Annotated in this window: 18 protein-coding genes; 12 read left to right on the forward strand and 6 right to left on the reverse strand. The window is 67.4% G+C overall.

The features are described from left to right. Positions 1–4 precede the first annotated feature (4 nt). From dnaQ to EDF69_RS02515, 7 genes are all read left to right on the forward strand, one after another. The gene (gene dnaQ / locus EDF69_RS02485) at positions 5–691 is read left to right on the forward strand and encodes a DNA polymerase III subunit epsilon (RefSeq protein WP_125960190.1); all 687 of its coding nucleotides are present in this window, start codon (positions 5–7) and stop codon (positions 689–691) included. Positions 692–738: 47 nt separating this feature from the next. Further along, positions 739–1335: a ribosome hibernation-promoting factor, HPF/YfiA family gene (gene hpf, locus EDF69_RS02490; protein ID WP_125960189.1), complete on the forward strand. Its 597-nt coding sequence runs from the start codon at positions 739–741 to the stop codon at positions 1333–1335. A 26-nt stretch (positions 1336–1361) separates the two neighbouring features. Next, positions 1362–1826 carry a PTS sugar transporter subunit IIA gene (locus EDF69_RS02495; protein ID WP_132882969.1) on the forward strand — a complete coding sequence of 155 codons (465 nt, stop codon included), beginning with the start codon at positions 1362–1364 and terminating at the stop codon, positions 1824–1826. Beyond that, entirely contained in the window at positions 1813–2274 is a 462-nt protein-coding gene (locus tag EDF69_RS02500; protein WP_125960187.1) for a PaaI family thioesterase, read from the forward strand. The genes EDF69_RS02495 and EDF69_RS02500 overlap by 14 nt, the downstream gene beginning before the upstream one ends. Next, positions 2271–2609: a DUF1491 family protein gene (locus EDF69_RS02505; protein ID WP_132882970.1), complete on the forward strand. Its 339-nt coding sequence runs from the start codon at positions 2271–2273 to the stop codon at positions 2607–2609. Before EDF69_RS02500 ends, EDF69_RS02505 begins: the two co-directional genes overlap by 4 nt. A gap of 152 nt (positions 2610–2761) precedes the next feature. Further along, positions 2762–3460: a cell wall hydrolase gene (locus EDF69_RS02510; protein WP_132882971.1), complete on the forward strand. Its 699-nt coding sequence runs from the start codon at positions 2762–2764 to the stop codon at positions 3458–3460. A 53-nt stretch (positions 3461–3513) separates the two neighbouring features. Continuing rightward, entirely contained in the window at positions 3514–4020 is a 507-nt protein-coding gene (locus tag EDF69_RS02515; RefSeq protein ID WP_132882972.1) for an MmcB family DNA repair protein, read from the forward strand. 23 nt (positions 4021–4043) lie between these two features. On the opposite strand, the gene EDF69_RS02520 is transcribed toward EDF69_RS02515, so the two are convergent. Further along, complete coding sequence (locus EDF69_RS02520; RefSeq protein WP_239555256.1) at positions 4044–4643, reverse strand: ankyrin repeat domain-containing protein; 600 nt, start codon at positions 4641–4643, stop codon at positions 4044–4046. Positions 4644–4698: 55 nt separating this feature from the next. Between EDF69_RS02520 and EDF69_RS02525 the strand changes: the two genes are divergently transcribed. Genes EDF69_RS02525 through EDF69_RS02535 form a run of 3 tightly spaced genes read left to right on the forward strand, consistent with a single transcriptional unit; the run spans position 4699 to position 6439 of the window. Next, positions 4699–5319: an SCO family protein gene (locus tag EDF69_RS02525; RefSeq protein ID WP_132882974.1), complete on the forward strand. Its 621-nt coding sequence runs from the start codon at positions 4699–4701 to the stop codon at positions 5317–5319. Then, on the forward strand, positions 5316–5750 hold the full coding sequence (locus tag EDF69_RS02530) for a YcgN family cysteine cluster protein (RefSeq protein WP_129342729.1): 435 nt from the start codon (positions 5316–5318) through the stop codon (positions 5748–5750). The genes EDF69_RS02525 and EDF69_RS02530 overlap by 4 nt, the downstream gene beginning before the upstream one ends. Then, positions 5747–6439, forward strand: a complete 693-nt coding sequence (locus tag EDF69_RS02535) for a YgjP-like metallopeptidase domain-containing protein (RefSeq protein ID WP_132882976.1) — start codon at positions 5747–5749, stop codon at positions 6437–6439. Before EDF69_RS02530 ends, EDF69_RS02535 begins: the two co-directional genes overlap by 4 nt. Here the strand turns inward: EDF69_RS02535 and EDF69_RS02540 are convergent. The 4 genes from EDF69_RS02540 to EDF69_RS02555 all read right to left on the reverse strand — a co-directional run bounded on the left by EDF69_RS02540 (position 6409) and on the right by EDF69_RS02555 (position 12210). Then, on the reverse strand, positions 6409–8553 hold the full coding sequence (locus EDF69_RS02540) for a transglycosylase domain-containing protein (protein ID WP_132882977.1): 2145 nt from the start codon (positions 8551–8553) through the stop codon (positions 6409–6411). The two genes, EDF69_RS02535 and EDF69_RS02540, sit on opposite strands and share 31 nt — an antisense overlap. Before the next feature lie 63 nt (positions 8554–8616). Beyond that, positions 8617–9024, reverse strand: coding sequence for a peptide-methionine (R)-S-oxide reductase MsrB (gene msrB, locus EDF69_RS02545; RefSeq protein WP_125960179.1), 408 nt, complete (start codon positions 9022–9024; stop codon positions 8617–8619). Positions 9025–9143: 119 nt separating this feature from the next. After that, complete coding sequence (locus tag EDF69_RS02550; RefSeq protein ID WP_239555258.1) at positions 9144–9752, reverse strand: class I SAM-dependent methyltransferase; 609 nt, start codon at positions 9750–9752, stop codon at positions 9144–9146. Between the two features lie 175 nt (positions 9753–9927). After that, complete coding sequence (locus EDF69_RS02555; RefSeq protein ID WP_132882978.1) at positions 9928–12210, reverse strand: CDC48 family AAA ATPase; 2283 nt, start codon at positions 12208–12210, stop codon at positions 9928–9930. A 286-nt stretch (positions 12211–12496) separates the two neighbouring features. On the opposite strand from EDF69_RS02555, the gene EDF69_RS02560 reads away from it, so the two are divergent. Beyond that, positions 12497–13384 carry a LysR substrate-binding domain-containing protein gene (locus EDF69_RS02560; protein WP_125960177.1) on the forward strand — a complete coding sequence of 296 codons (888 nt, stop codon included), beginning with the start codon at positions 12497–12499 and terminating at the stop codon, positions 13382–13384. 130 nt (positions 13385–13514) lie between these two features. Here EDF69_RS02560 and EDF69_RS02565 read toward each other — a convergent pair whose 3' ends face one another. Then, the gene (locus EDF69_RS02565) at positions 13515–13973 is read right to left on the reverse strand and encodes a peptidylprolyl isomerase (RefSeq protein ID WP_129342715.1); all 459 of its coding nucleotides are present in this window, start codon (positions 13971–13973) and stop codon (positions 13515–13517) included. A 119-nt stretch (positions 13974–14092) separates the two neighbouring features. On the opposite strand from EDF69_RS02565, the gene mgtE reads away from it, so the two are divergent. Beyond that, a complete protein-coding gene (mgtE, locus tag EDF69_RS02570; protein WP_132882979.1) occupies positions 14093–15493 on the forward strand; it encodes a magnesium transporter in 1401 nt (466 codons plus the stop codon). Positions 15494–15526 lie beyond the last annotated feature (33 nt).

Genomic DNA, 15526 nt, shown 5'->3' on the forward strand with positions numbered 1-15526 from the left:
TCGGATGCGCGAGATCGTCTTTGATACCGAAACCACGGGCCTCAGCTTCTCAGGCGGCGATCGGCTGGTCGAGATCGGCTGTGTCGAGCTGTTCAACCGGGTCGAGACCGGCCGGGTGTTCCACGCCTATTTCAACCCCGGCCGCCCCATGCCGGCGGAGGCGCAGGCGGTGCACGGCCTCTCCGACGCCTTTCTGGCGGACAAGCCGGCGTTTCACGCGGGCGTGGACGCGCTGCTCGAGTTCCTGGGCGACAGTCCGCTGATCGCGCACAACGCCTCGTTCGATTTCGGCTTCCTCAATGGGGAGCTCGGCCTCTGCAAACGCTCGGCGATCTTGATGGACCGCATGGTCGACACGCTGCTGATCGCGCGCAGCCGCCATCCCGGTGCCAAGCATACGCTCGACGCCCTGTGCGTCCGCTTCGGGATCGATCGCAGCCGCCGGGTGCTGCACGGCGCACTCCTGGACGCGCAGCTTCTGGCGCAGGTCTATGTCGAGCTGATGGGGGGGCGCCAGATCGGGCTCGGGCTCGCCTCGGCAGCGCCGCAGGTGGAGGAAACCATCGTCGTTGCAGCGCCGAAGGTGCGCCCGCCACGGGTTTTCGCCGCGAGCGATGCGGAACTGGCGGCCCATGCAGCGTTTCTAGAGACGGTCAAACAGCCGTTGTGGCTTGCCGGGGCGGCTGGTTGACGGGTCTGGGCACTGTGCCTAGGCCGGTTCAATAAGTGGAGAGAAGTATGGACATCCGGGTTTCAGGGCATCAGGTCGACACGGGCGACGCGCTGAAGCAGCTGGTCCAGGAGCGCCTCCAGGGCATCGCCGACAAATATTTCGCGCGCGCGATCTCCGCGACGGCGACCTTCGGCAAGGGGCCCCACGACAACGGCTTCACCTGCGACATCGTCGCGCACGTCACCCAGGGTCTGGTGCTCAAGGGGCATAACTCGGGTCAGGATGCGCAGGGTGCCTTCGTCGGCGCCGCCGACAAGATCGAAAAGCAGCTGCGCCGCTACAGCCGCCGTCTGAAGGACCGCAACGCGGTGGAGGCCACCGCCCTCGCCCAGGCGGGTGCCTATGACGACTTCGACAACGCCGGCTATACCGTCTTCGGCGGCAACCAGGCCGAGGAAGAGGCAGAGGCCGACGCACCGCTGATCATCGCCGAAACCCGGGTCGACGTGCCGGATGCCAGCGTTTCCGACGCGGTGATGATGCTCGACCTGCGCAACACCAACGCGCTGCTGTTCAAGAACAGCGGCACCGGCGCGTTCAACATGGTCTATCGGCGCCATGACGGCACGATCGGCTGGGTCGAGCCCAACCGCGCGGCCTGAGGGCTGCCGGAGATTCCAGTCGCCTGATGATCGACTTCAGTGATCTCTTGACGCCCGATCGCGTGCTGGCCGGCGTGCCAGCCGTGAACCGGAAGGCGTTGTTCCAGCAGTTGGGCACGGTCGCTGCGACCGTGCCCGGCGTGGACGCGCGCGCGGCCTGCGATCTTCTGACGCATCGCGAGCGGCTGGGATCTACGGGGTTCGGCAACGGTACTGCGACCCCCCATGCCCGCATCCCCGGCCTTGGCTCGGTGGTTGGCGTGTTCGTGCGGATGGCCAAGCCGATCGATTTCGCAGCGGTCGATGACCTGCCGGTCGACCTCGTCTTTGCGCTGTTCTCGCCCAGCGAAGGTGCCGAGCATCTGAAGGCGCTCGCGCGCGTGTCGCGGGCGTTGCGGGACGCGGACTTCCGCGCGAAGCTGCGCGGCGCCGGGTCCTCCGACGCGCTGTACGCGCTGCTGACGGGAGTGGAGGCGCGTGACGCCGCCTGATCCGACCGGTGCGGAAGCCCATTTTCGTGCGCTCGAGTCGCTTTACGCGGCCGCGCCGATCAACCGGCTGTTCGAGTCCCGCCTAGAGATTCCGGAGAGCGGCCTGGCCCGCATCCATTTCGAGATTCAGGAAACCCATTATCACGCCGCCGGCGCCGCGCACGGCACGAGCTATTTCAAGATGCTCGACGATGCGGCCTTCTATGCTGCGAACAGCCTGGTCACCGATCGCTTCCTGCTCACGACCGCGTTCAACCTGCTGCTCACCCGCCCCTTGCGCGCGGGGCCGGTGGTGGCCGAGGGACGCTGGATCAGCGGCCAGCGTCGCGTGTTCGTTGCCGATGCCCGGCTGATCGGCCCTGATGGCGAGGAGGCGGCGCGGGGTACGGGCACCTTCATGCGCTCGCAGATCCCGCTCGCGGGCCTGCCGGGCTATCGCGCCGCGTGAGCGACCGCTTTCCCACCGCCCTTGCGGTCAACGCCCTGGTGCGGCTGGTCGACCAGGCGGGCGGAAGCGCCATGGTGCTGGCACGCGGCGACCGCGACTCGGGAATCGTGCTGCTGCTGGTCGAGCAGCGCGGCGGCCCCTCCCAACTGTTCGAGCGCGGCTACGGCCCGGACGGCCGTCGTGCGATCGTCCCGGTGGGCCCCCAGGACGGAGATCCAGGGGCGGTGATCGACTATTGGCAGCGGCGTCGGCGCAGCGATCCTGACCTCTGGGTGGTCGAGGTGAATGTCGCAGATGCACAACGTCTCGCCGCTGAGACGATCTTCGCTGATTGACTCGATCTCCTGCCGCGGCGATGGGAGTTCCACTGTTTCGTGGCGTTGTGCCGCGCCGGGGTGCGATACCGGTCGGTGACGCAGTCGGGGGGAAAGCCCGGGCGATCGGCATGCCGATCGGTCGCGCACCAACCGCATAGCAATGATGATCCATGTCGTCCAAGAAGCGGACCGCGTGCACCGCGGCCCTCTATCTCTGTGTCGCGCTGCTGGGCGCGATCACCACTCCGGGTTTTGCGTTCGAAGCAGAACGTGCATCCGTCGAGACTGTTAACGTGGAGAGCGCGGCAAAGGTTCCCGCAGCCCCCGTTACCCAGCTGGCCACCGTCGCAACGACGGTCGCCCCCGCCGCTTCCCCGCTGAAGCCGCAGACCGTTACCTTCGCTGCCTCCACCCCGATCGTTCAGGCGGTGGGTACGGCCAGCGTCACCGCCACCTTTGGCTCGCTTGCTGCGGCGGTTGCCGCGCAGCCGTCGAATGTAGGCGAAGACGAGCAGATCAACTGCCTCGCCACCGGCATCTATTATGAGGCAAAGGGTGAGCCGCTTTCCGGCCAGCTCGCCGTTGCCGAAGTCATCCTGAACCGTACCCAGTCGGGCCGCTTCCCCGACACTGCGTGCGGCGTGCTCAAGCAGCCGGGCCAGTTCTCGTTCGTGCGTGGCGGCAAGCTGCCCGAGCCGAACGCGGGCAGCACCGCATGGCGCACTGCGGTCGCCGTGGCGCATGTCGCAAAGCGCGCGCTCTGGGACAGCCCTGCTGACGGCGCGCTGTTCTTCCACGCCCGTCGCCTTGCGCCGCGCTGGGGCAAGGCCCGCGTCGCCTCTGTCGGCAATCACGTCTTCTACCGCTGATCGTCGCGGCGCGGGGCTTCCCCGCGTTCGTGAATTGTTCTAACAAGCGCGGCATGGGTTCCGTGCTTGTTCCGAACGCCGCGTCTGCGTTGTCCACGGTCGATGCTGGTGCGCTGGTGGCGGCGGATGTCGCCCGCGGGGTGACCCGCCTGCTGCTGCGGCATGACTGCACCGCCATGGCGGAAGTGCCGCTGGACGGTGGACGCCGCGCCGACCTGATGGCGCTCAATGCGCGCGGCCGCATCGTCATCGTCGAGATCAAGGTTTCGCGCAGCGACCTGCTCGGGGATGGCAAGTGGACCGACTACCTCGGCCACTGCGATCGCTATTTCTGGGCAGTGCCGGCCGGCTTCGACACCGCGATTCTCGAAACCGAGGCATTCCTGCCCGAACGTTGCGGCATCTTGGTCGCCGATCGCTACGATGCCGCGGTGTTGCGGGAGGCGACGACAGTGCCGCTGGCCGCGGCCACCCGCAAGCGCTGCACCCTCGCCTTCGCGCGCCGTGCTGCGCGTCGGCTGATCGGCGTCACCGATCCCGACGCGGTGCAGGGCTGGTAGCCCGCCGCGCGCGTTTCCCGCGCCTAGAGGCGCGGACCGGCGACGACGGGCTTCTTGGCCTTGGGCGCTTCGTCCATCAGCTTGAGCAGCGCAGGAGTGCGCGTGTCGCGCCGGGCATAGTCCCGCGCCGACATGCCGGCCATGACGTCCGCCTGATCCGGGTTGGCCCGGCCTTCGATCAGGGTACGCACCAGATCGATGCGGCGCAGCTGCACCGCCCGGATCAGCGGGGTCTCGCCCCGGGAATTCGCAAGGTTCAGATTGGCCTTGTAGCGGATCAGCGTGTCCAGTCCGTCGGTAAAGCCTTTCTCGACCGCCAGCATCGCCGGCGTGTTGCCGTCGGCATCCTGAATGTTGGGATCCGCACCCTTCGAAAGCAGGAAGCGAAGATACACGCTGTCGCTACGGCTCGCCACGATGTGCAATGCCGCGTCACCGGTGGTCCGGTCCTTGCTGTTGATCAGCAGCTGGCCAGGCTGGTTCAGGAAGTTGGTGACCTTGTCCCCGTCTCCCTTCCGCACCGCTTCGAGGAACTCGTAGCTTTGCGAGCGCTGCTGGGCGGAGGCGATGGAGGGAGACGCCACGAGAGCGGCGGCGAGACACAGGTTCAGGACGCGGGACATGGGGCGAAATCTACTCATCCGCTGGGGCTGCTTGCAAGCGCAAGCCTATCAGATCATGGCTGATCACACCATGAAACGCTTCGCTCGCCTCGCCACCGTCCCGATGTTGTCGCTCGCGCTGCTTCTCGCCGGATGCGGGGGGGCGACGAACGGCCCGTCTCAGGAGCCGCCGCTTGCCGGCGCGCGCATCGGCGGCGCGTTTGCGCTCACCGATGGGGCAGGCAAGACGGTTCGCGATACTGACTTCGCCGGCCGCTACCGCATCGTCTACTTCGGCTACACCTTCTGCCCGGATGTCTGCCCGGTCGATCTCCAGAAGATCGCCGCCGGGCTCAAGGCGTTCGAGGGCGCGCATGCGGATCTGGCTCCCAAGGTCGTGCCGATCTTCATCACCGTCGATCCGGAGCGGGATACGCCCGAGGTCGTGGGACGCTATGTCGCTGCGTTCCATCCGCGGATGGTTGGCCTCACCGGCACGCCACAGGCGATCGCGCAGGTTGCGCGTGCCTATGCGGTCCCGTTCGCGAAGCGCCGGGAGGCGGGCGCGACCGAATATCTGATGGATCATGGGACCCAGGCCTATCTGATGGGCCCGGATGGCCAGCCGATCGCGTTGCTGCCCACGGACCAGGGCCCCGAGGCGATCGCCCGTGAACTCGAACGGTGGGTGCGATGAGCGATCGTTTCTGGGAAGATACCCCCCTCTCCAAGCTCGATCGCGCGCAGTGGGAGGCTCTGTGCGACGGCTGCGGCAAGTGCTGCGTGCACAAGCTGGAGGACGAGGAAACGGGTGAGCTGATGGCGACCAACGTGTCCTGCAGGCTGCTCGATCGCCGCTCCGGGCAGTGCAGCGATTACCGCCATCGCCACGCCTATGTCTCCGAATGCGTGCGGCTGACCGCACGATCGGTCCCCCACATCGAGTGGCTTCCTTCGACCTGCGCCTACCGGCTGCGCGCCAACGACGAGCCGCTGCCCGATTGGCATTATCTCGTCTGCGGAGATCGGGAAGCCGTGCATGCCGCCGGGGAGTCGACCCGCGGGTGGACCATCTCCGAGGACGATGCCGGCGATCTCGAGCATCATCTGGTCGATCGCCCGCTGTGAACGAAGCGCCAGGCGCGCCGATCGAGGTCGTCCGCCATCCAAGGGCACGCCGCGCGCGTCTGTCGGTGGATCCGGCGACGGGACGCGTGCGGCTCACCCTCCCCGCTCGTGCGGCGCTCCGCCCGGCGCTTGCCTGGGCGGAGAGCAAGCGGGCCTGGATCGACGCGCAACAGGCACGGCTTCCGGAAGCGCGGCCCTTCGCCCCTTGCGAAACCATCCCCTTCGGCGATGCCGAATTGCGAATCCTTTGGGAAGAGAAAGCCGGCCGCAGCCCCGTGCGCGAAGGCGATCTGCTTCGCTGCGGAGGGCCGATCGAGCGGGTGCCCGCGCGCGTGGAGCGCTGGCTAAGAAGCGAGGCGCTGGCGCTGCTGTCCAAGGAGACACAGCACTACGCCATGCGGGCGGGGGTGACCGTCACTCAGGTGGCCATCGGCGACCCGCGCGGTCGGTGGGGCAGCTGCACGGGGTCCGGGGCGATCCGCTACAGCTGGCGGCTGATCCTGGCGCCTGCGTTCGTGCTGCGCGCGACCGTGGCGCATGAGGTCGCGCATAGACTGCACATGGACCACAGCCCGGCCTTCCATGCCGCCGTGGCACGATTGCTGGAAGCCGATCCGGCACCGGCGCGCGCATGGCTCCGCGCGCACGGTGCGTCCCTTCACTGGTACGGGCGCGCGTCCGGGTCATAGCCCGGGCGTTCGACCGATCGTCTGGGATCGCCCGGTGCGGGCCGGCGCGGTGGCGGTGCGGACTCCCGCGGCGGCCCGGTCCGGCCGATCGCCCGATCCAGCCACTCCTGGTCCAACGTCTCGCGCGGCGCCGGCTCTTCGTAGGGCGTGCGCGTGGGCTGCTGCTGAACTTGTGCCGGCGGCAACGCCTCCGGCTCGGACGGCCCTTCGATCGGATAGCCGTTCTCGTCGACGAACACGCCGTTGTCGGGTTCGCCATAGTAGGACTCGGCGTCCGGTTCTTCCTGCCACTCGGGCAGTGTCACCTGAGTCTCGAAATTTTCGATCGGGCGACTGGCGACCGCCTTTTGCATGAAGCTCGCAAAGGCACGCGCGGGCGCAGTGCCGCCCTGCAGGCCGCCGACCGCACGGGCATCGTCGCGACCCATCCAGACCCCCGTCGTCAGCCCGCTCGAGAAGCCCAGGAACCAGCCATCCTTGTTGGACGAGGTCGTGCCGGTCTTCCCCGCTACCGGACGGCCGATCTGCGCGGCCCGGCCGGTGCCGGTCGCGACAGCGGTCTGGAGCAGGTCCGTCATCTGCGCGGCGACATAAGGCGCGACCAGCACGCGCGAGGTGTCGACCTGGTGCTGGTAGATCACCGATCCACCGGCGGTCACACGGGTGATGCCATAGGGAGTCACCGCAACGCCCTTCTGCGACACGGATGCGAAGGCGCGGGTCATGTCGATCAGCCGCACGTCGGAGGTGCCCAGCACCATTGCCGGACGCGTGTCGATCGGCGTGGTGATGCCGAAGCGGCGGGCCATGTCGGCGACGGTGGTGTAGCCGACGTCGCGCCCCAGCTTCGCAGCCACGGTGTTGATCGAATAGGCGAACGCCGATCGCAGGCTCATCGAGCCGTTGAAGCGGCCGGAGCTGTTGCGGGGGCTCCACCCGTTGATCGTCACCGGCTCGTCGACCACCTGGTCCTCAGGCTTGTAGCCCGCTTCCAGCGCAGCCAGATAGACGAACAGCTTGAACGCCGAACCGGGCTGGCGGGTCGCCTGGGTCGCACGGTTGTAGATCGAGGACACATAGTCCTTGCCGCCAACCATCGCCCGCACGGCGCCGTCGCGATCGAGCGACAGCAACGCGCCTTGTACCCCGGCGGGCGCGTTGGCGCGAATCGCCTGGTCCGCCGCCCGCTGCATCGACAGGTCCAGCGTGGTCCAGACGTCCAGCGGCGCGTCTGTTTCGTCAATCAGCGTCTCGAGCTGCGGCAATGCCCAGTCGGTGAAATAGCGGACGCTGTTCTGCTTGGGCTCCGGGGCGAGCTTCACCGCATGCGGATCGGCCGATGCGGCCTCGCTCGCACTAATTGCGCCCGTCTCCTGCATCAGCTCCAGCACGACGCCGGCGCGGCCGACGGCCGCCTCGGCATCGGCGGTCGGCGAATAGCGCGAGGGTGCCTTCACCAGCCCGGCGATGACTGCCGCTTCCGACAAGTCCAGCGAGGTGCCAGGATGGCCGAAGAAGCGGCGGGAGGCCGCGTCGATCCCATAGGCGCCGCCGCCGAAATAGACCTTGTTGAGGTACAGCTCGAGGATCTGGTCCTTGGTGAACTTGCGTTCCAGCGCCAGCGCCAGCACGACCTCGCGCAGCTTCCGGCTCACCGTGTAGCTGTTAGAGAGGAAGATGGTGCGCGCCACCTGCTGGGTGATGGTCGACGCGCCCTGCAGGCGCCGGCCGTTGCCGTGGTTGTCGATCGCGAACTTGATGATGCGCGCGATGGCGACCGGGTCCACGCCCCAATGCGAGCGGAAGCGCCGGTCCTCCACGGCGACCATCGCCTCGCGCATCACTGGCGGAATTTCGTCGTACGGGATCCACTCGCCGTAGCTGGGACCCAGCGACACGAGGATGGTGCCATCGGCGGCGCGTACCCGGATCATCTGCCCGTTCGGGGAGGACTTGAGTTCCCCAAAGCTCGGCAGATTGGCCCGCGCGTTCATCACCGCGACGGTGAGGCCGAGGGCGGCGAGCAATAGAAGGGCAAGCCCCGAACCCAGGGTCCAGAGCAGGATGCGGCGCCACCGGGGCGCGGGCGGGCGTTTACGGGTGCGGGTGGCCATGGAAGCCGTGCCGGATTACGCGCTGCGGGCGCCGCCCACAAGCGCGCAACGCCGTTCTTGCGATCAGCCGCCGCTTTGCGCGCGTGGGCGGAAGTCGAGCGCGACCGAGTTCATGCAATAGCGCAGACCAGTGGGCGGCGGGCCGTCCGGAAAGACATGGCCCAGATGCCCGTCGCAGCGCGCGCAGCGCGTTTCCACGCGACGCATACCGTGGCTGGTATCGCTGTGGTTGGTCACCCGATCCTCGGCGATCGGCTGCGTGAAGCTCGGCCAACCGGACCCGGAATCATATTTGTCGAGGCTGTCGAACAGCTCGTTGCTGCATCCGGCGCAGCGATAGATGCCGTCGGCCTTGTTGTCGTTGTAATGGCCGGCAAAGGCGCGCTCGGTCCCCGCCTCCCGCAGCACATGATAGGCTTGGGGCGACAGTCGCTTGCGCCACTCGGATTCCGACAGGTTCAGATAGTCCATGAACCTAGATGTGTTGTGCCCCTGGCCCCGCGTCAACCAGTGGAATTGACGAGGGGCCGCGTGGCTGTGCACGCGGCCCCTCGGGAACCTCAGCGCGGGAAGGGCAGCGCTCTGAAGGCTCAGTCCTTCCAGGCCCAATACAGCTGCGCCGGCGGCACGTTCCACCACTCCATGTCATGGTCGATCCGCTCGAAATTGGGCGAGAGGAAGTCGCGGACCTTGGGGCTGAACTGATAGACCAGGAACGCACCGCCCGGCCGCAACACCTCTGCGGTGGCAGTGGCGATCTTGTCGCCGATGCCCGGCGGCAGGGTCGAAAACGGCAGGCCGGACAGCACATAGTCCGCATGGGCATGCCCGTGGTCGGCGACGATCTGGACCACGTCGGCCGCAGAGGCGTGCACCGCCGAGAAGCGCGAGTCGAGGATCGTACCGTTCAGGTAGTCGATGAACTCGGGGTTGGTATCGATCGCGATCAGCTGCGCGTCCGGTGCCATCCGTTCCAGGATCGGGCGGCAGAAGGTGCCCACGCCCGGGCCATATTCGACAAACACCTTGGTGTTGGCCCAGTCGACCGGTGCCAGCATCTTGCGGATCAGCTTGCCCGAAGAGGGGATCACCGACCCCACCATCACCGGATGCTTGACGAATCCGCGCAGGAACATGCCCGCCGGGGAAGGAACGCGCTTGGGGCTCCGTCGGCTGGCGGTGGTGGAACTGGTGTTCATGGAAATCCTTGGGCGGGGCGGCCGCAGCCGCGTCGAAGTTGTCGTCGCAAAACCGAAACGAAGATGCAAGCCGAACGGTTTCGTCGTGACGCGATGCGGTATCACAGCGCGGCGAACGACGCCCTTCCAAGGAAGGCGCGCGCCGCTTCCGTGCAGGAGGCGGCGCGCGGTCCCATTACTGCTTCTCGCCGCGCGGCTGTACCATTCCGGGAGCGATGAAGCCGATCGGCTGAATCGCGACCGCGTCCTGCTTCAGCTTGGCGGACATCTGCCGATACTCCTGCTCCATTTCCGCGGTGACCGAGGCGCGCGACTCGCCGAGCGCCTGGCGGAAATGGGACATGCCCACGGAGGTGTTGGAGAGTGACTCGCGCAGCGCCATCAGGCCCGCGCGCCGCACCACATCCTCCAGGTCCGCACCGGTGAAGCGCTCGGTCTCGGCCGCGATCGCATCCAGGTCGACATCCTCGCCGATCGGCATCTTCTCGGTCTGGATCGACAGGATCCGCCGCCGCCCAGCCTGATCCGGCACCCCGACATAGACCAGTTCGTCGAAGCGGCCGGGGCGCAGCAGCGCCGGGTCGACCAGGTTCGGCCGGTTGGTCGCCCCGATCACCACCACCGACTGGAGCTCTTCGAGTCCGTCCATCTCGGCCAGGATGGTGTTCACCACCCGCTCCGTGACCTGCGGCTCGCCCATGCCGCCGCCCCGTGCAGGCACCAGGCTGTCGAGCTCGTCGATGAAGATCACGCACGGCGCGACCTGGCGGGCACGGGCGAACAGCCGCGCGATCTGCTGCTCGCTTTCGCCATACCATTTCGACAGCAGGTCGCTCGACTTGGTGGCGATGAAGTTCGCCTCCGCCTCGCGTGCGACCGCCTTGGCGAGCAGCGTCTTGCCGGTGCCCGGCGGGCCATAGAGCAGGAAGCCCTTGGCCGGACGGATGCCCAGCCGGCGGAACGCGTCAGGCGACTTGAGCGGCAGCTCGACGCCTTCCTTCAGGCGCATCTGCGCCTCGTCCAGCCCGCCGACATCCTCCCAGCGTACCTGGGGTGCCTGCACCATCACCTCGCGCATCGCCGAGGGCTGGACGCGCTTCAGCGCCTCCAGAAAGTCGTCGCGGCCGACCGACAGCGTGTCGAGTACCTCTGCCGGAATCGTCTGCTCCGACAGGTTGAGCTTCGGCATGATCCGCCGCACCGCCTCGATCGCCGCCTCGCGGGTGAGCGCCGCCAGGTCCGCGCCGACGAAGCCATAGGTGGTCCGCGCCAGTTCGGTGAGGTCGACCCCCTCGCCCAACGGCATGCCGCGGGTGTGGATGCCCAGGATCTCGCGACGGCCGCGCTCGTCGGGCACGCCGACCACGATCTCGCGGTCGAAGCGGCCTGGGCGCCGCAGCGCCTCGTCGATCGCCTCCGGCCGGTTGGTCGCGGCGATCACCACGACATTCGCGCGCGCTTCCAGCCCGTCCATCAGCGTCAGCAACTGCGCCACGAGCCGCTTCTCGGCCTCGCCCGACACCTGCCCGCGCTTGGGCGCGATCGAGTCGATCTCGTCGATGAACACGATCGAGGGTGCGTTCTGGCTCGCTTCCTCGAACACCTCGCGCAGCCGCTTTTCCGACTCGCCATAGGCCGAGCCCATGATCTCGGGCCCGTTGATCAGGAAGAAGTCGGCATCGCTCTCGTTGGCGACCGCGCGCGCCAGGCGCGTCTTGCCGGTGCCGGGCGGCCCATGGAGCAACACGCCCTTGGGCGGATCGACGCCCAGGCGCTGGAACAGCTCCGGATAGCGCAGCGGCAGTTCGACCATTTCCCGCAGCTGGTCGATGGTGCCGGCCATGCCGCCGATGTCGTCATAGGTGACGTCGGCGCGGCGCACCTCGCGCGGCTCCTCATATTCGGGCCGCAGCTCGATTTCGGTGTTCTCGTCGATGTGCACGACGCCCTTGGGAGTCGAGGACACAACGGCGAGGCGGATTTCCTGCAGCGCATAGGCGGGGGCGTTGACGAAGCGCTGGATGGCAGGGTCCGTCACGCGCTGGTGTCCGGCGGTCGCCACCACGTCGCCCTGGCAGATGGGCCTTCCGAAAAAGGTGCGCTTCAGCGCATTGCTGGACCCCTGAAGGCGCAGGTTCTGCTGGGCGGGCGCGAACACCACCCGCGTGGCCGGCTTCGATTCGACACGCCGCACCTCGACGAAGTCGCCCGCGCCCACGCCGGCGTTCGCCCGCTGCAGGCCGTCCAGCCGGACCAGATCGAGGCCCTCGTCCTCGCCATAGGGGCCGACCGCGCGGGCGGGTGTCGTCCGCTTGCCGACGATCTCGACCACGTCTCCCTCGGCAAGGCCGAGCGAGGTCATCAGGGCACGGGGAAGGTGCGCAATGCCGCGACCGCTGTCCTCAGGCCGCGAATTCGCCACCTGTATCCGGCGCGCTTGCGAGTCGTCGTCGGCCATCGGCATCCTTTCACCTTCTCGAAACGAGTGCGGGAGATAGGATCGAGGGTTCGCCGGGCAAGGCGCAAAAAAAAGGCCGATCGCAAGGACCGGCCGTGAAAGGTTTAGGAGAGGATGCCTGAAAGGCCTGTTCCGTATGCGGTGCAGAGCTTTTTTGTGCAAATGCGAAAGAAAATATCGCGGTTGCAGAATCTGCAATCGAAGAGCTAATTCCCTTCGTGCGCGGCGGTGGTAGCGCCATCGCGCGGTACGGTTATGATGCGGTGCAACAACAAGGCAGGAGCAGATGCGGCGGCTTCCTCCTCTCACGGCGATCGAAGCATTCGTGCACGTCGCCCGACTTGGATCGATCAAGGCAGCGGCCGAGGAGCTTGCCTTGTCGAGTCCCGCGCTCAGCCGGCGGGTTCAGGCGCTTGAGCGCTTCATCGGCAAGCCGCTGTTCGAGCGGCGGCACCAGGCACTCCGCCTCAACCACGACGGCGAGCGGTTGCTGGGAATGATCTCGCATGCGCTCGATACGCTCTCGGACGCCGTGGAGCGGATGTCGGCGGGGTCGGACCTGCTGCGCCTTCGACTGGGCGTCCTGCCGCTGTTCGCGACTCAGAAGCTGATGCCGCGCCTTGGTGATCTCAAGCGGCGCCATCCGGAGCTCCATCTCGACGTCGATACGGCGGGGCACAGCCTTGCTCGGCTCGGTGACGGCATCGACGTCGGCATCGTGCTTGGCCACACCATCGACCCGGCGCTCTACTCGCGGCGCCTGGACCGGAACCGCGTCTATGCGATCGCGTCGCGCGCTCTGGTGGAGGAAATGCCGCTGACCGATCCCAAGCAGCTGTCCAAGCTCACCGCGCTGATCCATCGCGACATGCCGGACACCTTCACCGACTGGCGGCAAGCGGCCGGACTTCCCTATCTGGAGCCGGCGGCGACGGACTTCTTCGATTCCGGTGCGTTGATGCTGGAGGCGGCGGCGCAGGGGCTGGGCGTCGCCTTCATGCTCGAATCGCATTTCGAGGAGGCACGCGATGCGCGGCTCGTCCGGCTATTCGATATGTCGGTGGAGAGCACCTACAGCCACTGGTTCGTGTGCCGCCCCCGCATGATGCAGCAGGAGCCGGCGCGGCTGTTCCACGACTGGCTGATCGAAGCGCTGGGCGCGCAGAATATCTAGCGAGAGCTCGCGGCCGTGCCCCTGACGTGGGCAGGGGCCACCGGACGGCTTCCCGACTTCGCGGGGACAATACCCACGACCTGGAGGCCAAGAAAAAGCCGGCCGCCCCCCGGGCGACCGGCCTTCTGGATCAGGCCTCGCTGCGGGCCTTGAGGATCTTGCCGGGCTGGCGCGGCGGCTCGCCCTTGGGCAGCGCGTCGACGGCATCCATGCCTTCGATCACTTCACCCCAGACGGTGTACTGGCCGTCCAGGAAGCGGGCGTCGTCGAAGCAGATGAAGAACTGGCTATTGGCCGAGTTCGGATCCATCGTGCGCGCCATCGAGCAGGTGCCGCGGACGTGCGGCTCGCGGCTGAACTCGGCCGGCAGGTTCGGCTCCTTGGAGCCGCTGGTGCCGGTGCCGGTCGGATCGCCGCCCTGCGCCATGAAGCCCGCGATCACGCGATGGAACACGACGTTGTCGTAGAAGCCGCTGTCGGCGAGCTTGGTGATGCGCTCGACGTGCTTGGGGGCCAGGTCCGGACGCAGCCGGATACGCACTTCGCCCGTGTCGAGCGTCATCACGAGCGTGCTGGGAAGATCGGACATAAACGCTCCGGAAATCAGGAAAAATAGGGAATGCCGTCCGTAGAGCCGCGGCCTGGAGGTTGCAACCGCGGCCACCGCCGCTAGAGCGGGCGCGCAACGCCAGCGAGGGGAGCCGAGCCATGAGCGAGACCGAGCTTCCCGCCCACGACATCGCCGAAAGTGAACTCGACGCCGACGACCGGCTGAAGCCCGAGTTCGTCTCCGCGGTGCTCGATGCGGTCGAAGCGGACGATGTCGAAACGGTGCGCGCGTTGGTCGAGCCGCTGCACCCGGCCGACCTGGCCGACCTGTTCGAGCTGGTGCCGGGCGAACAACGCCCGGCGCTCGCCTCCGCCGTGGCCGATCGCCTGGACGGCGACGTGCTGGCCGAGATGAACGACTGGGTCCGCGATGCGCTGATCGAGTCGCTCGAACCGCACCAGGTCGCGGATCTCGCCGCCGAACTCGATACCGACGACGCGGTCGCGATCATCGAGGACCTGGACGAGACGGACCAGCGCGCGGTGCTGCGCGCGCTCGACCCGGACGATCGCGCGGCAATCGAGGAGGCGCTGAGCTACCCCGAGGAATCGGCCGGCCGCCTAATGCAGCGCGAGCTGATCGCGGTGCCCGAGCATTGGAGCGTCGGCGACGTGCTCGACTTCCTGCGTGGCAGCGAGTCGCTGGCCACCGATTTCTGGGAGATTTTCGTCGTCGATCCGGCGCATCGCCCGGTCGGTACCTGCCAGCTGTCCTGGATCCTGCGCTCGCCGCGTTCGGTCTCGGTCAGCGACGTGATGAAGCGCGAGCAGACGCTGATCCCCGTCGACATGGACCAGGAAGAGGTGGCGCTACGCTTCCAGAAATACGCGCTGATTTCGGCCGCCGTCGTCGATGGCAGCGGTCGTTTGGTCGGCGTCATCACCGTCGATGACATCGTCCACATCATCCAGGAAGAAGCCGGCGAGGACGCGTTGTTGCTGTCGGGTGCGGGCGAGGGCGACATCAACCAGCCGGTGCTGGAAAGCTATCGCACCCGCGTACGCTGGCTGGTCACCAACCTGTTTACCGCGCTGGTCGCCTCCACCATCATCGCGCTGTTCGAGGATACGATCGCGCGGATGGTCGCTCTGGCGACGCTGATGCCGATCGTGGCGGGCGTTGGCGGCAACGCTGGCACCCAGACCATGGCGGTGACGGTGCGCGCGCTTGCGACCAACCAACTCACCCAGTCGAACACGGTGCGATCGATCCTGCGCGAGATCCAGGTGGCGCTGATGAACGGCGCCACCATCGCCCTGCTGATCGGCATTGGCGTGAGCCTGGTGTTCGGCAATCCCTGGCTGGGTGCCGTGATCGGCGCAGCGATGATGACGAACATCCTGATCGCGGGCCTGGCCGGGGTTCTGGTGCCGCTGACCCTCGAGCGCTTCGGTGCCGATCCGGCCGTGGCCTCGTCCGTGTTCGTGACCATGACCACCGACTCGATGGGCTTCCTGGCCTTCCTCGGCCTGGCGACGGTGGCCGGGCTCACCGGCTGACTTGAGCGCCATCGCTTCAATCCCCAGATCCAC

This window comes from Sphingomonas sp. JUb134 (assembly GCF_004341505.2).
Lineage (GTDB): Bacteria > Pseudomonadota > Alphaproteobacteria > Sphingomonadales > Sphingomonadaceae > Sphingomonas.

Bases quoted from the DNA above. Each gene is read 5' to 3' on its own strand.
- EDF69_RS02550 (WP_239555258.1), bottom strand. From the start codon at position 9,752: ATGAACACCAGTTCCACCACCGCCAGCCGACGGAGCCCCAAGCGCGTT.
- dnaQ (WP_125960190.1), top strand. From the start codon at position 5: ATGCGCGAGATCGTCTTTGATACCGAAACCACGGGCCTCAGCTTCTCA.
- EDF69_RS02515 (WP_132882972.1), top strand. From the start codon at position 3,514: ATGGGTTCCGTGCTTGTTCCGAACGCCGCGTCTGCGTTGTCCACGGTC.
- msrB (WP_125960179.1), bottom strand. From the start codon at position 9,024: ATGGACTATCTGAACCTGTCGGAATCCGAGTGGCGCAAGCGACTGTCG.
- mgtE (WP_132882979.1), top strand. From the start codon at position 14,093: ATGAGCGAGACCGAGCTTCCCGCCCACGACATCGCCGAAAGTGAACTC.
- EDF69_RS02530 (WP_129342729.1), top strand. From the start codon at position 5,316: ATGAGCGATCGTTTCTGGGAAGATACCCCCCTCTCCAAGCTCGATCGC.
- EDF69_RS02525 (WP_132882974.1), top strand. From the start codon at position 4,699: ATGGCTGATCACACCATGAAACGCTTCGCTCGCCTCGCCACCGTCCCG.
- EDF69_RS02495 (WP_132882969.1), top strand. From the start codon at position 1,362: ATGATCGACTTCAGTGATCTCTTGACGCCCGATCGCGTGCTGGCCGGC.
- EDF69_RS02555 (WP_132882978.1), bottom strand. From the start codon at position 12,210: ATGGCCGACGACGACTCGCAAGCGCGCCGGATACAGGTGGCGAATTCG.
- hpf (WP_125960189.1), top strand. From the start codon at position 739: ATGGACATCCGGGTTTCAGGGCATCAGGTCGACACGGGCGACGCGCTG.
- EDF69_RS02565 (WP_129342715.1), bottom strand. From the start codon at position 13,973: ATGTCCGATCTTCCCAGCACGCTCGTGATGACGCTCGACACGGGCGAA.
- EDF69_RS02510 (WP_132882971.1), top strand. From the start codon at position 2,762: ATGTCGTCCAAGAAGCGGACCGCGTGCACCGCGGCCCTCTATCTCTGT.
- EDF69_RS02560 (WP_125960177.1), top strand. From the start codon at position 12,497: ATGCGGCGGCTTCCTCCTCTCACGGCGATCGAAGCATTCGTGCACGTC.
- EDF69_RS02520 (WP_239555256.1), bottom strand. From the start codon at position 4,643: ATGTCCCGCGTCCTGAACCTGTGTCTCGCCGCCGCTCTCGTGGCGTCT.
- EDF69_RS02540 (WP_132882977.1), bottom strand. From the start codon at position 8,553: ATGGCCACCCGCACCCGTAAACGCCCGCCCGCGCCCCGGTGGCGCCGC.